This window comes from Mucilaginibacter sp. MD40 (assembly GCF_002288635.1).
Lineage (GTDB): Bacteria > Bacteroidota > Bacteroidia > Sphingobacteriales > Sphingobacteriaceae > Mucilaginibacter.
On sequence record NZ_NRSW01000001.1, the window covers coordinates 3,157,127 to 3,174,334 of the forward strand.

A 17,208-nucleotide genomic window follows, 5' to 3' on the forward strand; every position below is an offset into this window, starting at 1 on the left:
AATAAAGCGGCTTTCTTGTTTAACTTACTTATTGTATTCCTTATCTAAAAACAGGTATCTGCCTCGTAACTGACTGCTTTCTACACGGGGCTTGGTTTGTACGTTAATATCTATATAATTAGCCGGTTTACCGGGCGTAACCGGTAACCATTTGGGCAAAGCACCACCGTTAGGGTTGCCTGTCTTAATAAAATTAGCGAAGTAGGTTTCCATCGTTTCAGATACTTTATAATCTTCAGGCGTCCAGGCATAGGTGGTATTGGTAGCTAAATTCCCCATAGCATATTCAATTTCTGAGGCATGCGCCGCACCAGCGTATGGCGCTGGCTGTTTTGGTGCTTCGGGCTTTTTACCATCATCTTTTATCACCCCTCCGGCAAGGCCTGCTTTTGCATTACCCATAGCCGCGGTCATTGGCGGGCGTGGTTTGGAGAACTGGTAACGATAAACCGGCTTGTTGCTTTTAGTGGCCTGCACGTCGCTCCATTTCCAGGTACTGTATGATATAAAACGATCGCTCGCCAGTTCTGTCGCCGATTTGATCACTTCTTCCTGGTTATTACCAGGGTATAGTTTCAGTACTTCATCAGCTTTATCGCCATAAAGTCCTTTTACCTTTTTAGCGTAATTTTCCGGAGTGGGTGCCTCTCCCCACATCAAAGCCTGATAAGGTATTTCGGCTGAGTTCCAGCCCACCAATAATGGCACTTTTGCCTGTTCACCGGCCATAAAAGTTTGTAAAGGGGTTTTGGTTAGGAAATACCCGTCAAGCGTAGCAGATGATACAGGTGGCGTACCCTGTTTAGATGCCATTTCCAATAACTCGTTAGCAGGTATAGCCCGCAATTCGGCTAATGTTTTGGCCCCGGCTTGTTGCATAAACTTCATGCCGTTAGCTTCCGCATCAGCCAGTGGAACCGCGGGAAGTGTAGGTGCTATCATGGCCCCGCTCTCTCCTATGGCCCCATTAATAAGATTCTTTGAAAGAGGGGACACCATTTGCGCCGAAACAGAAATAGAACCGGCAGATTCCCCCGCAATGGTTACCTTTTTAGGGTCGCCGCCAAAAGCAGCTATATTTTCTCGTACCCAGCGTAGGGCTGCATTCTGGTCCAGAAGACCGTAATTGCCTGAAGCATGGTGTGCCGATTCTTTTGTAAGCTCCGGATGAGCCATAAAGCCAAAAACACCTAAGCGATAATTTACCGTTAGCGCAATAATGCCCCGCTTAGCCATGCTTTCGCCATCATAGCGCGCCTCCGAGCCATCGCCGGCTACAAAGCCACCACCATAAAAGTAAACCAGTACAGGGAGCTTAGCTTTAGGTTTGCCCTCAGGCACCCAAACATTCAGATACAGGCAGTCTTCGCTCATACCGGCAGACCGGAAACCCATATCGCCAAATACTTTTTTCTGCATACCGTTGTAAGCAAAGGCATCGCATTTGCGCACACCGGTCCAGTTGTTAACGGGTTGCGGTTCTTTCCAGCGCAGTTCGCCGATGGGTGGCTGCGCAAAAGGTATCCCCTTAAAACTGGTTACGCCAGACTTTTCCTGCACGCCCTCTACCGTACCATTAACGGTTTTTACCTGCATTTGTGCAAATAAGCTGATACAAGCGCATTGCAGCGCCAGGTAGCTTGTTAGTTTTTTCATGGTTTATGGTTATAATTGGTTGTTGAACTTATGAAATTAAACAAAATAAATTCCCGTTCAAAGTTTATTATGTCTTTTCGACACATTAGATATCTTAAAAAATGAAACCAACCATCACCATAGAGTATTGCCCCAAGTGCAACTGGATGCTGCGTGCAGCTTATATGGCGCAGGAACTGCTATCTACTTTTACTGACGACGTGTATGGGGTAATGCTGCAGCCAAGCGAAACACCAGGCAGATACGCCGTTAGAATAAATGACGATATTATTTTCGACCGTAAGCTACAGGGCCGGTTTCCTGAAATCAAGGAGCTGAAGCAGTTAGTAAGAGATGTGATAGCACCCGAAAAGAACCTTGGCCATAGCGACCATAAAGCCGGATAATTACTATGCCTGCATATTATGCTTAACAACTTTGTTTGTTTAAATTTGTGCCTTATATTTATAAATGCTATCCAAAAAAACTAAATACGCCATAAAAGCCCTTGTAGTAATGGGCAAGAACATGGATAAACCACCCATGCAGATATCTAAGATAGCTGAAATGGAACGCATACCTAAAAAGTTCCTGGAGCAGATACTGCTTGACCTGCGTAACGCGGGCTATTTATATAGTAAAAAAGGCGCGGGTGGCGGATATAGCCTTAACAAAGACCCAAAAGAGATTTTCCTGGTAAGTATTATGCGTATTACCGATGGCCCTATAGCCATGGTACCCTGCGCAAGCTTAAACTTTTACCATAAATGCGACGAGTGCCACCAGGAACATACCTGCGGTATACGTGATGTTTTTATTGATGTAAGAGATGCTACGCTGAAAATACTTTCGGAAACCAGCATTGCCGATATCATTGAACGCGAGAACTCGCTGATCGTTAAAAACTAATTAATCGTTAAGTTTTTCGGAGATATTTCTGATCGCTTCATCCAGCTTAGCGGCTGATTCCTGCAGATAGGGTTCAACTTGCTCATATTCATCGGGCTTATTGTTGCTGTTCTTGAGGATATCAATTATCCCCAAAATATTGGTAAGGTGTTTGCGCACCTCGTGCGAATTGATAAACGCGAGTTCTTCTTTCTTGGCGGCAAACAACAGCATTTCATAATGGCGTTTTTGCTTCACGTTCCGGTAGATGAGCGCTATAGCAACAATTACCAACGCGGCTATTACTACGATAAATATCAGCCAAATGCGTTCCCGTTCATAAATTTCCGCGCGTTTGATGTATGAACTCTCCGTTTCGTCGAGCTTTATTTGCGATGAGATGATACCCACCTGCGTGAGCTTGGCATTATACTGACGTGCCTCGGCAAGGGCTTTCTTAAAATTAAGTGCCGCAAAGTTTTCTCCATTCCTCTTCTCGGCTATCTGGCCCAGCAACTCATATAAGTGCTGCTTTATTTCGGGATGGTTAGCGTCTTTATTGGCGAGAAGCAATCGGTTAACAATATGCTCGGAAGAATCAAGCTGGTTGTTGGCAAAATAGGCGTCGGCCAGGTGCTGGTCTTCCAGATCGCTTGGCGCATACTCTTTGCTTGCTTTTAGCGTGTTGATCTGGCCTATAGCCAGGCTATATTTATGTTCTAATAATGATATGTAGTACTCTGTGCGTTTGCGGTAAGTATAGAGTTTATAGTTTTTATTTTCCGGGCTATTTAGCCTGGCATGATAGGCAATAAGCGAATCAAGCTTGTTCATTCTAAAATAGTTTTCCGAAATATTGTAAAAAATTACGCTCGAAAGTAAATGTTTGCTCGCTGTATCACCATCAAGCAAAGCCCAGGCCTTATTCAAATAATTGAGCGATTCCGCATACAAGCCTGATTTATAAAAAAGATCGGATATGTTAATATTGAGCGATGCTTCCCTCCTGTCATCTTTAAAAGCGCTTCTTAGTTTCCGCACCTTAACCGTGGCCAGCCGGTAATTATATATCGCATCAATATAATCGCCCATATCGGTTTGTATAAACCCAAGGTGGCTCAAAAACTGAAACGAAAGATAATCCTGGTTACTTTTGGCTGCAATTTGTACGGCGCGGCTCATGTAAGCCTCTGCCTGCCGGTAATTACGCTGCTTACTAAAGCAAACAGCTTTCAGGAAATAGGAAAACTCTTCCTTTTCAGGGATATTATTTTGATCAAACAGCTGGTTTAAGGTATCCTGCAGCGCCGCTAATTTATCACCGGGGAAAATTTGTACATAACCTTTTATGTAAGCGATCAGCTTTTTTGGCGTAAGAAAACATCATTTTCTTTGAGTATACTATTAAAAGCTTCCTTGTTTACGGGTGGTATACGGGCCAAAAGCGTGGCGTTTTGCCTGGAATAGGCAGTTAAATTGACGAGTAGGCAAAAGCAAAAAATTAATAAGGGAAATAGCTTTTTTAACATTCACTATTTTTTTATAAAGTTACAGTTGGCCTTTTAAAAAACAAATTTTAGTGTGGTTAAACATAACTTAAAAAAACGTTATTCGTAAAAAGAATAAATATTAATATTTTTGCATTAATAACACAACCCAAAAGAAAATGAAAAAAATTATTTATCTGATCATTGCAGTTATTGCGGTTGGTTTGTATTCGTGCCAGAAAGAAAATACCGCCCCTAAAAATTTAAACGGTATCATGAAGGCTAAAAAGGATACGACCCCTCCGGATTTCCGCAGATTAAAAAGGGATACAACCCCTCCGGATCTTTACAGATCGAGTGTGCAAAGAGACACTACTCCACCAGATCTGACCCGTTAAAAAAATAAGCCCTGTTATGCAGGGCTTATTTTTTTAACTATCAAATTTGTTCAGCAGTTTTAACAGTGTTTCAAAATCCTTTGGATAGGGCGCGTGTATACACACATCCTCACCCGATGGCAGTTTAAAGCTTACCTCATAAGCGTGCAGCGCAAAACGTTTCATTATAGGCTGCTCCTCCTGATCTTTACCTAAAGTATATTTTCGTTTAAGTTTAGATAAAAACACAGGCTGGCCTTTATACATTTCATCGCCTGCTATAGATGCCCGCTGCGTAGCCAGGTGTATACGTATCTGGTGCATGCGGCCGGTTACCGGGCGGCATTCTACAAGGGTATAATGCTTAAAATATTGTAATGATTTAAACCAGGTTTCGGCGGGCTTTCCCTCCTGCCGGCTAATGGTAACACTGCTTTTTCCTACGTTTAATATCGGGAGATCTACCTTCAGGTCATCAAATACATGGGTACCATCTATTACCGCGTGATATACCTTTTTTACCTTACGGCGCTCAAACTGCATAGAAACGGTGCGGTATGCTTCGGGATTTTTAGCGATGATCAGCGCGCCTGAGGTTTCCTTATCCAGGCGATGGCATATCTGCGCGTCATCTGTATATTGTTTGGCCAGCCGCAGCATATTGATCTCGCCACCCTCACGTTCATCAAGCGACGCGATAAAAGGCGGCTTGTTCACCACAATTACATCATTATCCTCAAACAAAATCAGGTCTGTAAATTTTGGAAACTTCATTGCCGCAAATGTACGCTTTTATGCGACAATCTGTTTAGGGCAGTTACCTTAACCATGCCTGTTGTAACACAAAACAAATTTTATACACCTATGTTAATCAGGCATCTATCACCCTAAAAGAATAATATTATGAGCACATCAAAAACACAGCCTGAAGAAAAAGGCTTTTTCGAGAAGATCAAAGAAACCATTGAAGAGTTTTGGGACGGCACTAAAGACAAAGCCGAAGAAGTAAAAGAAGCGGCAGAAGACAAAGTTGAAGATATAAAAGCGAAAGTTGTAAAAGAAAGAAACACCACCCGCAAATCAACCCCGGCAAAAACATTAGCCACCGCTACCAAAAACACCATAGCTAAAAAAGCCGCCGTAACCAAGGCCGCCGCTAAAAAAGAAGCCGGCGAACTCAAAGAGAAAGCTGCCGAAAAAGCGAAAGCGGTAACCGCTAAAGCCAAAACAGTAACTGCTAACGCCAAAAAAGCCGCTACTGAAACTAAGGAAAAAGCGGCAGCTAAAGCGAAAACCGTTACCGAAAAAGCTAAAAAAGAAGTAGCAACCGCTAAAAAAACGGTAGCCGCGAAAGCCACTACCGCTAAAAAAGCCGTAGCTGAAAAAGCTACAGCAGCTAAAAAATCTGTTGCCGCGAAAGCTTAATAAACCTTAAATAAAAAATGCCCCGGTTTAGCCGGGGCATTTTTATTATGCTTCAAATTTGTAGCCTACACCTTTTACGGTAGATACGCAATCGTCGCCAAGTTTTTCGCGCAGTTTACGTACATGTACGTCAATAGTACGGTTGGTTACTACTACGGAGTCTTCCCAGATATTTTTCAGGATCACCTCTCGTGTATATACTTTTCCGGGTTTAGATGCCAGCAGATAAAGCAGTTCAAATTCCTTTTTAGCCAATACTACCTTTTCGCCTTTTTTATAAACCAGGTACGCTTCGCGGTCTATCACCAGGTCGCCTATCTCCAGTTTATTATCGGTTACTTCCTCAGGTGGCGCGTTGCGGCGCAATATGGCGTTTATACGGCTTACCAGCGCACGCGGCTTTATAGGCTTGGCAATGTAATCATCGGCGCCTACGTTAAAACCAGCTATCTCCGAATACTCCTCGCTGCGGGCGGTTAAAAACACCATAAAGGTATTCTTAAACTCGGGCATTGTACGCATAATGCGGCAGGCCTCAATACCGTCCATCTTAGGCATCATAATATCCAGTACAATAAGGTCCGGCTGGGTGCGTTTAGCTTCAGCTACTGCCTCTTGTCCGTTACGGGCCGAGTATACCTGGTAACCTTCCTTTTTAAGGTTATATTCAATTAATTCTAATATATCCGGTTCATCGTCAACAATTAAGATCTTCTGTTTGCTTGAACTACTCATGTATATTTAATTTTTGCTATAAAAGTATAACCTTAATTGTACAAAATAATTAAGCAAATGTTAACAAATTGTTAATGGCAACGATTTGTTAATCTTGTGTTGAGATTATTTGAAGGTTTGCTTTAAAAAATCTTCAAGATCGGTACCTGTAATATTCTTGGCTACTATAACTCCCTCTGGATTAATGATAAAGTTTGATGGTATAGCCTCTATGTGATACAAGCGCTCCGTTGGGCCTTCAAAACGTTGAAGGTCTGAGACATGCGCCCAGATCAGTTTATCGGCACTGATGGCTTTTTGCCAGTCAGTCTTTTCGGTATCAAGCGATATCCCCAGTATGTTAAAACCTTTATCGTGGTATTTGCCATATTGCTTTACTACGTTAGGGTTTTCCTGGCGGCAAGGCGCACACCATGAGGCCCAAAAATCAAGCATCACGTATTTACCCTTGTAGTCGCTTAGCTTAATATCCTTGCCATCAATACTTTTCACAGTAAAATCAGGCGCCTTATGGCCAATGGAAATTGGCTTTATCGATTCCATTTGTTTAACAAATGCTTGCACGGCAGGATTATCGGTAAATTTACCTTTTATTTCATCGGCATAGGTAACCATTTCCTTTTCGTACTTATATCTATCCAGCGAGGCTACGGCATAAAAACCCGCCAATGAGTTTTTATTGTTGTCTACAAATTTCAGTACCTCATTGCTGTAATCGGCTATGTTCTTTTGGAACATAGGCCTGTAAATATTAATCAGCGAGTCTGACTCTTTACCCAGGGCAGCAGCTTTGTTGCTGTATTCATCGGCCAGTTTACTGTTCTTGGCGCCGTAAACGTTGCTCAGGTTGTTAAAGTCGCGAATCTTTTCTGAAGCTTCTGAGCCTGATACTTCATAAGCGTGGCTGGAATCCGAAAGATCTGTTTTAAACTTGATGTTATCGCCGTTTTGTACCACCAGGTCAAACACGGTACCTGCCACGCGCAGCTTGTACAGGTTTTGGTATGGCGTATTGTATTTGATCTCGAATTTGCCATCATTGATCCCTACGGAGTCAACCACACCCATGCCGGCGGTATCAGTTTTTAACAGGTAAACCCATTTCACCGTACCGGGATGCTCAATGGTACCGCTGATATTAAATGTTTTGCTGTCTTTACATGCTGTAAAAAAGAGAGCGGCAGCGGCCAGGCAGGCTATGATATTTCTTTTCATAATGGTTATTCGGATTCTAATGCTTTTATTAATAACTGATTGGTTTTCTGCGGATCGATCTTGCCTTTTGAGCTTTTCATGATCTCGCCCATAAACAAGCCTAAAACGCCTTTTTTTCCTTTTTGGTACTCTTTAACCTTATCAGGGAACTTAGCAACAGCGGCTTTAATAAATTGTTCAACCTCATTGCTGTCATTACTGATCATGAGGTTAAGGCGGGTGGCTATTTGTTCTGCCGTAGCCTCTTCCCCTTTTAACAATTCCGGAAATATCTTTTGCGCCGCAACGGTGTTGTTCACCTTGCCACTATCTACCAGGTCAATTAAACCTGCCAGTGCTTTGGGCTTTAACTCCAGCTGCCCGGCCGTAAGGTTATTTTCGTTGAGATGCGAGCGTACCGCACCCATCATCCAGTTAGCTGCCGACTTGTAGTTGCCGGTATGGCTTATCAGTTCCTCAAAGTAATCAGCCAGGTCCTTTTCTGCGATGATAACGCCCGCGTCATAGTCAGACAGGTTAAGTTCACCGGTATATTTTTCAAATAACTGGTTGGGCAAAGCCGGCATAGCCTGGCGTATACTTTCCAGTTGCTCCTCGGTGATCTGTATAGGTAACAGGTCGGGCTCAGGAAAATAGCGGTAATCATTCGCCATTTCTTTAGAACGTAAAACCGAGGTTTCACCGGTGGCCGCGTCAAAATTCAAGGTATTCTGGTCGATGTGCCCGCCTTCTTCAATAATAGCTATCTGCCGGGTAAATTCGTGCTCAATGGCGCGTTGTACATTGCGTATAGAGTTTAGGTTTTTTACCTCGCAACGGTTGCCATAGGTGGTTTGCCCTTTTAAACGCACAGATATATTGGCATCGCAGCGCATGCTGCCTTCTTCCATGTTGCCATCGCATATCTCCAGGTAACGCAGTAACCTGCGCACCTCGGTGAGGAACTGCCCGGCTTCTTCCGCGCTACGGATATCCGGCTGGGAAACAATTTCCAGTAATGGCACTCCTGCCCTGTTCAGGTCTATCAGCGAATACTCATCATGCTGGTCATGTGAGCTTTTACCGGCATCATCCTCCATGTGGATGTGGTGGATAGCGATATTTTTGGTTACACCTGATGATAATTTTACCGGCACAAAACCGCCCAGGCAAATAGGCTGCTGGTCCTGCGTGGTTTGGAAACCTTTGGGCAGGTCGGCGTAGAAGTAGTTTTTACGAGCGAAGGTATTATGCAGGTTAATGCTGCAATTACAGGCCAGTCCCATTTTGATGGCATACTCTACCATGCGTTTATTAATACGTGGCAGGGTGCCCGGGTGGCCCAGCGAAATAGCGCTGATATGATGGTTGGGCTGGCCGCCAAAAGCGGCTGAATCCGGCGAAAAGGCCTTGCTTAAAGTGGATAATTGCGCGTGTACCTCTAAACCCACCACCAACTCGTACTTGTCTGTCACGCTGCTGTTAAGGATTGTCATAAAACTATATTTCAGCTGTGTTCAGCATTATCAAACCTCCCAAATATAAGGTAATTTATATATCCGCATGGCTTTTTTTAGGAAATGTACATGTGTGCGTAAACAATTTGTTTAAACCTTTTATTTAGTGTATTGTCCATTTATACAGCTAAACATTTTTTTTAGACGATACCATTTATACTATGAAAAAATCGATGTTCAGTTTGCTTGCCTGCATTTTTATGCTGGGGGCAATAACTACAGAAACAAAAGCGCAGGTAAGCGTTAATGTAAATATTGGCACCTGGAACCCGCCTGCCGAGTATGCCGATGCCAGCTATTATTACCTGCCCGATGTAAATAGCTATTATTATGTACCTACACACCAGTACATTTACCTGAGCGGCGGTAACTGGGTTTGGAGAAATACTTTACCTCCGCAATACAGGTATTATAATATTAATGATGGCTATAAGGTTGCCGTGTACCGCCCGCGCCCATACCGCTACTATGCCGACGACCGCGTGCGTTACGCCCGTTATAAAGGTGTTAAAAATGTAATTGTTAGGGATAACTATTACACTACGGTGGTTAAACCCGGCCGTGGACCTAAAGACAAATGGCGTGGCGGCCCCGACTTTAAACCGGGCCACGGACCTAAAGGCGGTTTTGGCCCAGGCCGAGGCAATGGCCCCGGCGGCCCTCCGGGACACGATCGCGGTCATGGGCACGGCCACGGACATGGCCATGACGATTAATTGTGTTAATGTATAAAAGAGAAAGGGGAAGCAATTGCTTCCCCTTTCTCTTTTTATATAAAGCTTTTGGCTTTTTGCAGAGCATTATCAATACCGCTGGCGTCACTGCCACCCGCTGTGGCATAAAACGGCTGGCCACCGCCGCCGCCTTTTACCTCTTTAGCTAATTCCTTTACGATATTACCTGCATGCAGATCTTTTTCCTTTACCAGGTTATTGGCAATCATCACGGTGATGTTGGGTTTACCGTTTATTTCGGCCGCCAGTACCAGGTAAAGGTTAGGCACAATATCTTTTAGGTTGTAAGCCAGGTTTTTTACAGCATCTGCATTAGGCAGGTCAACCCGCTCGGCAATAAAGTTAACGCCATTGATTTCCTGCGCTTTTTTTGCCAGTTCATCCTTTAAGCCTGAGGATTTCTCCAGGATAGATTTCTCTATCTCTTTTTTAAGTTTGGCGTTCTCTTCCAGCAGGCTTTCGATGCTTTTGGCAACATCCTTAGGGTTCTTTAACAGGTCTTTTACCTGCTGCAGTAAGTGGCTCTGTTCGTTAATGTAGGTTTCGGCGGCAATACCGGTAATGGCTTCAATCCTGCGTACACCTGCTGCAACGGCATTTTCGGCAGTAATTTTAAAATAGCCTACCTGGCCCGTTGCCCTAACGTGCGTACCACCGCAAAGCTCTTTACTAAAGTTATCATCAAAGGTGATCACCCGCACATACTCACCGTACTTTTCGCCAAACAGCGCGGTTACCCCACTTTGTATGGCCTCAGCGTATAGCACGCTGCGTTCTTCCTTAAGCGCGATGTTCTCGCGTATTTTCTCGTTTACAATCGCTTCAATTTTGGCCAGTTCTTCGTCGGTGACTTTAGCGAAATGCGAAAAATCGAAACGGAGGTAATCGGCGTTAACCAATGAGCCCTTTTGGTTTACGTGGCTGCCCAATACCTGTTTCATGGCCGCATGCAGCAAGTGCGTAGCGCTGTGATTAGCTTCGGTACTGTGCCTGCGCTGCGCGTCAACAATGGCAGTTAGCGCATCGGAAGGGTTGGCCGGTAATTTGTCTGTAAAGTGAACAATGAGGCCGTTCTCCTTTTTGGTATCGGTTACCTCGATGATCTCCCCATCCGGAAAAACCAGCTCGCCCCTGTCGCCTACCTGGCCGCCGCTTTCGGCATAAAAAGGTGTTTTATCCAAAACGATCTGGTACTGGTCTTTACCCTTAGCCGATACTTTACGGTATTTGATGATATGCGCAACGGTTTCAGTTTCATCATAACCGGTAAACTCTACGCTTTCGTCATCTTTTATCGTTAACCAATCGCCGGTATCAATGGCGGTAGCGGCACGTGAACGGTTCTTTTGTTCAGATAAAGCAGCCTCATAAGCATCCATATCAACGGTAAATCCATTTTCACGCGCCATAAGTTCGGTTAGGTCTATTGGGAAACCGTAAGTATCAGATAGCTCAAAAGCCAATTCCCCATTTATTTTCTTTTGAAAAAGAGCCTTTAACGCTTTATAAGCTTCCGAATATTCAAGTTTGCCATTGATAGTAATAAACAAATCAGATTGTTTTAAGTCGATGTTTACTGGCAAACCAATATCATTAACGATAGTAAATGCATAATGAAGTACCTTTAAATTAGTAGTAATTAGATCAGGTGCTTTATGATACGCCTCTTTATGTGTCTTTCCTGAGAAATCCATTCCGATCGTTTCGAAATTATTTTTATCAGAATCAGAAACAGCTTTTGAATGCTCAGAATCTAACAGATTATTTACTTTATCAATAAAGTTAATATATCTTTCAATCAAAACTATACCATTTCCTAAAGTCCTCAGAAAAGAAACCTCCTCCTCTAAAATCACCTTCTGCACAAAATCCTTTTGGTTCCAAAGTTCATCAAAAACGCCTTTGAACTGCTCTGCCAATAGCGGTACCAACTGGTTAAAGAAAGGCTCTTTAAAGCCCAGGGTTTGGTAGCTGTAACGTACCGCGCGTCGTAATATCCGGCGGATCACATAACCTGCTTTGTTACTTGCCGGCAATTGCCCATCGGCAATGGCGAAACTAATGGCGCGGATATGGTCGGCCAGTACGCGCATGGCTACAGCATCGGCCCAATCGGCATCGCCGGGTTTGGCGGCGCTGTTATACGTTTTTCCGCTTTTTTCAGCAATGAAACTGATCATCGGCTGGAAAACATCGGTATCATAATTAGAGGTTTTGCCCTGTAAAACACGCACCAAACGCTCAAAGCCCATACCGGTATCCACATGTTTTGCCGGAAGCGGGTGCAGCGAACCATCTTTAACACGGTTAAACTGCATAAACACGTTGTTCCATATCTCAATCACCTGGTCGTGGTCGGCATTTACCAACGTGGCGCCGCTAACCTCGGCACGCTCGCTGTCAGGGCGACTATCGTAGTGGATCTCCGAGCAGGGGCCGCAAGGGCCGGTTTCGCCCATTTCCCAAAAATTATCTTTTTTGTTGCCGGGCAGTATATGTGCTTCATCTACATACTGCTTCCACAGGTCGTAGGTTTCGGTATCTTTTTCCAGGCCTTCTTTTTCGTCGCCTTCAAAGTAGGTAACATACAGGCGGTCTTTAGGCAGCTTGTACACTTCGGTAAGCAATTCCCAGCTCCAGGCAATGGCTTCTTTTTTAAAGTAATCGCCAAAGCTCCAGTTGCCCAGCATCTCAAACATAGTATGGTGATAGGTATCCACGCCCACCTCTTCCAGGTCGTTATGCTTACCGCTTACGCGCAGGCAACGCTGTGTATCGGCCACGCGGGGGGCCTTGGCAGGCGCTTCGCCTAAAAATATATCTTTAAACTGGTTCATCCCCGCGTTGGTGAACATCAGTGTGGGGTCGTTCTTCACAACAATAGGTGCGCTGGGCACAATGAGGTGGCCTTTAGAAGCAAAAAAATCAAGGAAAGCCTTACGTATTTCAGATGCGGTCATAGTGATGCAAATGTAGGAAAATGTGTCTTAATCAGAATTTTGATGCTTTGATATTTTAACAGCTTATAAAACGCAATCAGGGATGAACTTTTAATCCATCCCTGACAGCGGTTTACCCAAAAAGCGGATCAGGTTATAATTTTTCCAATAAGATCTTCTGGTTGTTAAAGGCAAAACCGGCATCAGCAACTTCAGTGATCAGCGGCCAGTCGGCAGCTTTCTCAAAATTATTAGTATAGCTGCGAGTTGCGACAATAGTTAATACGTTACCTTTTAAAACCGCGTTTGAGCTAAACGAACCTGTTTTATTTACTTTCTGCTTATTAAACTCCTCCATCCCCTTTACCGCGTAGCCTTGCGGTATGTTAATAGCTACCGTGTACTTAAATGTACGCGCCGCGGGCATGTAAACATCAACAGTGCGCTGCCTTTCATCGTCTTTTATCTGCACGAAACTACCGCATAATTTACCCGCGTCAATAATAAAGTTATTACCCGCCTTTTTTACCAGATTATTGAGCACCACAGTTGAAGTATACTCAAACACAGGCTTTGTGCTGTTGATAGCGGCATTAATTACCTTAAAGTCGCTTAATTGCGATGGTTCCTGGTCATACTGCCCCTTGGCTTCTTCCAGGAAATCATTACGCGTATCATTGGCAGATTTAGCCATCCCCGAAATAAGCGCGTCTTTATATTTTTTGATCTCGAACGTTTTAGATATTCTTTTTTCCAACGGATCGCCCTTTACATCATCCATTAAGGCTTTATCAATATCCATTGCACTTAACAATGCTCGTTGACTGCTGTGGCGGATGTAGCCGGTTTGCTTTACCAGGCGCTGCACTTTAAGCTTCTGCATATCAGTACTGAGTGAAACCTGGAGTTGTTCATCAACCAGGTTCTCATTCGCTTTGGCTACAGGTATGGTGGCGCTGCTTTCTTCAAACACATAGTTTGAAGAATTTTTCTTGATGGTGGTTATGGCCAAAGCCTGCTCGCCCTGGTATTTGGCCGGTATTTCATTAAAATGGGTAACGGCATCATAAAAGCTCATATAAAGCGGCTTGTTGCCATTCTCTATTTTAATAATGGAACCAAAATCATTAAAATTAAGTACGTTTTGCAGGCTATTGCTCTCCCGCGATGCCACCAATAGTATCTGATGCGGTATTTTCATTTCGGTTAGCAGGCGGCTCACATCAATAATGGCCATATTACTTTGGGCCGTGCGATAGTTAATGGCACTCATATCATCAACATCGCCTTTATTGTAACTGCCAAAAATGCGGTATTTAAAAATGTTGTAAAACACCTGCATAGAGCTATCCAATGGCGCGGCCTTCAGGCCTTTTTTACCATCAAAATATTCCTTAAGCATTTTTTGAGGTTCGTTATCTAAAATGTAGTTATTAAAGTGAGTCCTCAAAAGCTCTTTATTGGCATCTAATCCTGCGGACCTTGATCCTTTATCGACATACTCGGCGTAAAACTTCGATTTACTTGAGTTGGTTATTTCTACATAAGGGAACTGCCTGAACGGCGACGACCACATTTCGCCTTTGCATTTAGGCAGGTCCTTAACCGTGAGGCTATAGATTTCGTCACCATCTTTGTTAGTAGTACGCTGGAAATCGGGGGCACCATTGGCTGAAATGGTAAATACTGACGATTTTTTGTTAAACTGAAAATACAGCGAGTAACTCAATACCGGGTACTCATTGGCCAATACAAAAACCTGGTCATTATCCTTAAACGAATCGAGGCCGCCGTTCTCAGAGGAATCTTCCGTACTGATATAATAATCCAATATATCGCCCACCTGCAAACCGGGGATAGCCAGTTTCCCCTGCTGATCTTTACTGGTGTTTTTTGTTAAAACGGCTTCGTTGGTATTCACTACTATTTCCTGCCCGTTTGCCTTTATGATCTTGGCACCTACGTAAGTTTCGTGTATATTCCTGATCTTGGCAATGCCGAAATTAAGCGAGTTATCAAATTTTTTCTGGTACTCAAGGGTTGAGTATTTCTCCAGGGCAACCTTATCATTTATTTTAACGCGCTCATGATAGGTGGCTATTTTGTTTACGCGGTTAGCGACACCAGCGGTAATAATTAAAAATTTAAACTTAAGGCTCGATGTGCGTTGCATAGTGTACGCTTTGGCCAGTATCACCGCGCTTTCGTTATTGTATTTAGCCGGAATATTTTTAGCACTAAACTCGGCGGAGGGGTTATCCCATACCAGCTTTTGTATGTCTGATGCTTTTTGATCGTAGGTTTGCGCGTGGGCAGAAACGTAAAAAGTTAAAATAAGTGTTAATAAGAGTAAAGGTTTTTTCATTCAGAACTGGGTTTGATAATTAAAGATTCGTTATAGGTTTTTGCAAGAAGTTCAATGTCTTTATTCCACTGCGTGAATTTACTTTTTGCAAGGCGGGTGTTTTTAATAAGTAAATTTTTGCTGTAGGTTACTTTTGCCGGCGATGCCGTGTATTTAACATGAAACTCATAGTCGGCGTTTACAATATCCAGCGGGGCGGGCAGGGCGCTTACTTTGTAACCGGCAGGCAAAGCAAGTTCAACCTCCCGGTTAATACTTGTTTTGTGAGCAAACCAGTACTCATGCTGCCGGTCATCAGTTTTTATCGCCGCGTCAATTAGTTCGCGGGTGTTATCCATGTCTAAATAATAAGCCTTGCCGAATGATGATATACCGTTACGGGTTTTAACGGTGTATTTTGCTTCCAGGTCCTTATCGTAATTATCTATACCGGATAATTTCATGCCGGTGATGGTATAATCGTTGTTGTTTCCGGATAAGTACTTCATCATCGCATCTTCGGCCTTCTCCTTCTTAACACTGTTGATACCCGCTAATATTTCTTCCTTGTCTTCGCCTTTCCATAAATAATTTACTTCGCCGGTAATAAGCCCGTCGGTTATACGCAGAGACGCGGTTTGCCTGTCGATGTTCTGGCTAATGTCGGCAACAGGCACGGTTTTGAGCAAATAGTTATCACCGTTCTCTATCAGCACCTGCCTGCCCTGTATGCGGCGCGCGTACTGGTTAAAACCCAAATAGGTTTCTGTAGCATCCAGGAAATAGGTTTTATCACCATAATTTAAGGCGCATATCATGTGGTTGTCCACATTTAAAGATGGAGTATCATAATTGTAAGCGATATGGTCTGTACCCAGCCAGCAAAGTTTAGCATCATATCCCAGGGAAGTAAGCAACGCTTTTGTGAGGTTTGCCATACCTTTACAGTCGCCATATTTTTTAGCCAGCACCACATCAGCCTGCTCGGGCCTGAAACCTGCCAGGCCGTCTTCAAAAGCTATATACCTAATGTTATCCTGCACATAGTAAAATATGGCTTTTATTTTATCCATATCGGTTTTGGCATCCGCAGTGAGTAACTTAGCCTTTGCAGCTATCACAGCCTCGTCGGTAACAGTATTTTTAATCAGGCTTTTATACCAGCTGTACTGGTCGGCAAGGGTATTAAAATAGGTAAAGTTTTGTCCGTTTACGCTTGCCGATTTACACATCACCAACAAGTGCGGGTACAGGTAACTTGGCCCGGGGCTATTCGGTTCATTTTTAACCGCAGGTAAGTTGCTAATGGTATAGGTAATAAGATCCGCATCATCACCGGCTATGTAAGATGTTGCTTTAGTAATATTATACCCGTTAAAGTTGTATTCTTTCAACTCCACCTTCATCCACCTGGGTATTTTAATTTCAACCTGTTTCTGGCTGGTTGCATATTTATCTGAGAAATAGATACTGGTAAAATATCTCGGGTCGTTAACTGTTTCTTCGAAAGTTACGGTAGCGTTATCGCCTTTTTTGGGGATGATAAGCGGGAAGTAACAAACTTTACTGTCTGAATAGAAAATATCATCGCCGCCATAATAAGTATAGGTTGGTTTAAACCCATATGGAGGCGATTTACCATCAATACGATAAGTTACGTTGTCAATGGAAATGTGGTTGTTAAAAACTTCGGCAACGGGTATATTAGCCTGAAAGTCGTTTGCCGTATAGCTCACCACTTTCTTTTGCTTTATTTCTACGCTTGAAGTTTTTTTATTGGAGACAAACTGGTAGGTATATTTAGCGGAACTGATATAAACAGCAGAATCAGTATCAAAGGCTAAAGTGCTTTTTACACATAAAATGCCCAGCAAAAAGGCAAAAAAAGGTTTAGTCATAATTATTAGAGACCCAAATTTAGTTAAATTTATGA

Annotated in this window: 13 protein-coding genes and 2 pseudogenes; 5 read left to right on the forward strand and 10 right to left on the reverse strand. The window is 43.4% G+C overall.

The window, feature by feature from the left end; translation table 11 throughout:
- Positions 1-24: 24 nt before the first annotated feature.
- Positions 25-1,656 carry a carboxylesterase/lipase family protein gene (locus CKK33_RS14190; RefSeq protein WP_095704737.1) on the reverse strand — a complete coding sequence of 544 codons (1,632 nt, stop codon included), beginning with the start codon at positions 1,654-1,656 and terminating at the stop codon, positions 25-27.
- A 101-nt stretch (positions 1,657-1,757) separates the two neighbouring features.
- Between CKK33_RS14190 and CKK33_RS14195 the strand changes: the two genes are divergently transcribed.
- Together CKK33_RS14195 and CKK33_RS14200 are read left to right on the forward strand one after the other, a co-directional pair.
- Positions 1,758-2,042: a SelT/SelW/SelH family protein gene (locus CKK33_RS14195; protein ID WP_095704738.1), complete on the forward strand. Its 285-nt coding sequence runs from the start codon at positions 1,758-1,760 to the stop codon at positions 2,040-2,042.
- A 64-nt stretch (positions 2,043-2,106) separates the two neighbouring features.
- On the forward strand, positions 2,107-2,544 hold the full coding sequence (locus tag CKK33_RS14200) for an Rrf2 family transcriptional regulator (RefSeq protein WP_095704739.1): 438 nt from the start codon (positions 2,107-2,109) through the stop codon (positions 2,542-2,544).
- On the opposite strand, the gene CKK33_RS14205 is transcribed toward CKK33_RS14200, so the two are convergent.
- Complete coding sequence (locus tag CKK33_RS14205; RefSeq protein WP_095704740.1) at positions 2,545-3,705, reverse strand: hypothetical protein; 1,161 nt, start codon at positions 3,703-3,705, stop codon at positions 2,545-2,547.
- 484 nt (positions 3,706-4,189) lie between these two features.
- Here CKK33_RS14205 and CKK33_RS14210 point away from each other — a divergent pair, with 484 nt between their 5' ends.
- Entirely contained in the window at positions 4,190-4,408 is a 219-nt protein-coding gene (locus CKK33_RS14210) for a hypothetical protein (RefSeq protein ID WP_095704741.1), read from the forward strand.
- Between the two features lie 33 nt (positions 4,409-4,441).
- Here the strand turns inward: CKK33_RS14210 and CKK33_RS14215 are convergent, their stop codons facing one another.
- Positions 4,442-5,161 carry an RluA family pseudouridine synthase gene (locus CKK33_RS14215; RefSeq protein WP_095704742.1) on the reverse strand — a complete coding sequence of 240 codons (720 nt, stop codon included), beginning with the start codon at positions 5,159-5,161 and terminating at the stop codon, positions 4,442-4,444.
- A gap of 129 nt (positions 5,162-5,290) precedes the next feature.
- Between CKK33_RS14215 and CKK33_RS14220 the strand changes: the two genes are divergently transcribed.
- The gene (locus CKK33_RS14220) at positions 5,291-5,812 is read left to right on the forward strand and encodes a hypothetical protein (RefSeq protein WP_095704743.1); all 522 of its coding nucleotides are present in this window, start codon (positions 5,291-5,293) and stop codon (positions 5,810-5,812) included.
- A 45-nt stretch (positions 5,813-5,857) separates the two neighbouring features.
- Here CKK33_RS14220 and CKK33_RS14225 read toward each other — a convergent pair whose 3' ends face one another.
- The 4 genes and pseudogenes from CKK33_RS14225 to gatB form a co-directional block, all read right to left on the reverse strand.
- Positions 5,858-6,547 (reverse strand): response regulator transcription factor, encoded by a 690-nt coding sequence (locus CKK33_RS14225; RefSeq protein ID WP_095704744.1) that lies wholly within the window; start codon positions 6,545-6,547, stop codon positions 5,858-5,860.
- A gap of 105 nt (positions 6,548-6,652) precedes the next feature.
- A pseudogene (locus CKK33_RS19895) lies at positions 6,653-7,063 on the reverse strand (peroxiredoxin family protein); the annotation flags it as partial.
- Positions 7,064-7,423: 360 nt separating this feature from the next.
- Positions 7,424-7,762, reverse strand: a pseudogene (locus tag CKK33_RS19900) (DUF4369 domain-containing protein); the annotation flags it as partial.
- Between the two features lie 5 nt (positions 7,763-7,767).
- Complete coding sequence (gatB, locus tag CKK33_RS14235; RefSeq protein ID WP_198952474.1) at positions 7,768-9,237, reverse strand: Asp-tRNA(Asn)/Glu-tRNA(Gln) amidotransferase subunit GatB; 1,470 nt, start codon at positions 9,235-9,237, stop codon at positions 7,768-7,770.
- 182 nt (positions 9,238-9,419) lie between these two features.
- Between gatB and CKK33_RS14240 the strand changes: the two genes are divergently transcribed.
- Complete coding sequence (locus tag CKK33_RS14240; protein WP_095704746.1) at positions 9,420-9,974, forward strand: hypothetical protein; 555 nt, start codon at positions 9,420-9,422, stop codon at positions 9,972-9,974.
- Positions 9,975-10,027: 53 nt separating this feature from the next.
- On the opposite strand, the gene alaS is transcribed toward CKK33_RS14240, so the two are convergent.
- From alaS to CKK33_RS14260, 3 genes are all read right to left on the reverse strand, one after another.
- Complete coding sequence (gene alaS / locus CKK33_RS19730; protein ID WP_233138222.1) at positions 10,028-12,952, reverse strand: alanine--tRNA ligase; 2,925 nt, start codon at positions 12,950-12,952, stop codon at positions 10,028-10,030.
- A 133-nt stretch (positions 12,953-13,085) separates the two neighbouring features.
- Entirely contained in the window at positions 13,086-15,296 is a 2,211-nt protein-coding gene (locus CKK33_RS14255; RefSeq protein WP_095704747.1) for a DUF3857 domain-containing protein, read from the reverse strand.
- The gene (locus CKK33_RS14260) at positions 15,293-17,173 is read right to left on the reverse strand and encodes a transglutaminase family protein (RefSeq protein ID WP_095704748.1); all 1,881 of its coding nucleotides are present in this window, start codon (positions 17,171-17,173) and stop codon (positions 15,293-15,295) included. Before CKK33_RS14260 ends, CKK33_RS14255 begins: the two co-directional genes overlap by 4 nt.
- Positions 17,174-17,208 lie beyond the last annotated feature (35 nt).

Excerpts from the sequence above, each read along its gene's own strand:
- CKK33_RS14190 (WP_095704737.1), bottom strand. The coding sequence starts at position 1,656 with ATGAAAAAACTAACAAGCTACCTGGCGCTGCAATGCGCTTGTATCAGC.
- CKK33_RS14195 (WP_095704738.1), top strand. The coding sequence starts at position 1,758 with ATGAAACCAACCATCACCATAGAGTATTGCCCCAAGTGCAACTGGATG.
- CKK33_RS14200 (WP_095704739.1), top strand. The coding sequence starts at position 2,107 with ATGCTATCCAAAAAAACTAAATACGCCATAAAAGCCCTTGTAGTAATG.
- CKK33_RS14205 (WP_095704740.1), bottom strand. The coding sequence starts at position 3,705 with ATGAGCCGCGCCGTACAAATTGCAGCCAAAAGTAACCAGGATTATCTT.
- CKK33_RS14210 (WP_095704741.1), top strand. The coding sequence starts at position 4,190 with ATGAAAAAAATTATTTATCTGATCATTGCAGTTATTGCGGTTGGTTTG.
- CKK33_RS14215 (WP_095704742.1), bottom strand. The coding sequence starts at position 5,161 with ATGAAGTTTCCAAAATTTACAGACCTGATTTTGTTTGAGGATAATGAT.
- CKK33_RS14220 (WP_095704743.1), top strand. The coding sequence starts at position 5,291 with ATGAGCACATCAAAAACACAGCCTGAAGAAAAAGGCTTTTTCGAGAAG.
- CKK33_RS14225 (WP_095704744.1), bottom strand. The coding sequence starts at position 6,547 with ATGAGTAGTTCAAGCAAACAGAAGATCTTAATTGTTGACGATGAACCG.
- gatB (WP_198952474.1), bottom strand. The coding sequence starts at position 9,237 with ATGACAATCCTTAACAGCAGCGTGACAGACAAGTACGAGTTGGTGGTG.
- CKK33_RS14240 (WP_095704746.1), top strand. The coding sequence starts at position 9,420 with ATGAAAAAATCGATGTTCAGTTTGCTTGCCTGCATTTTTATGCTGGGG.
- alaS (WP_233138222.1), bottom strand. The coding sequence starts at position 12,952 with ATGACCGCATCTGAAATACGTAAGGCTTTCCTTGATTTTTTTGCTTCT.
- CKK33_RS14255 (WP_095704747.1), bottom strand. The coding sequence starts at position 15,296 with ATGAAAAAACCTTTACTCTTATTAACACTTATTTTAACTTTTTACGTT.
- CKK33_RS14260 (WP_095704748.1), bottom strand. The coding sequence starts at position 17,173 with ATGACTAAACCTTTTTTTGCCTTTTTGCTGGGCATTTTATGTGTAAAA.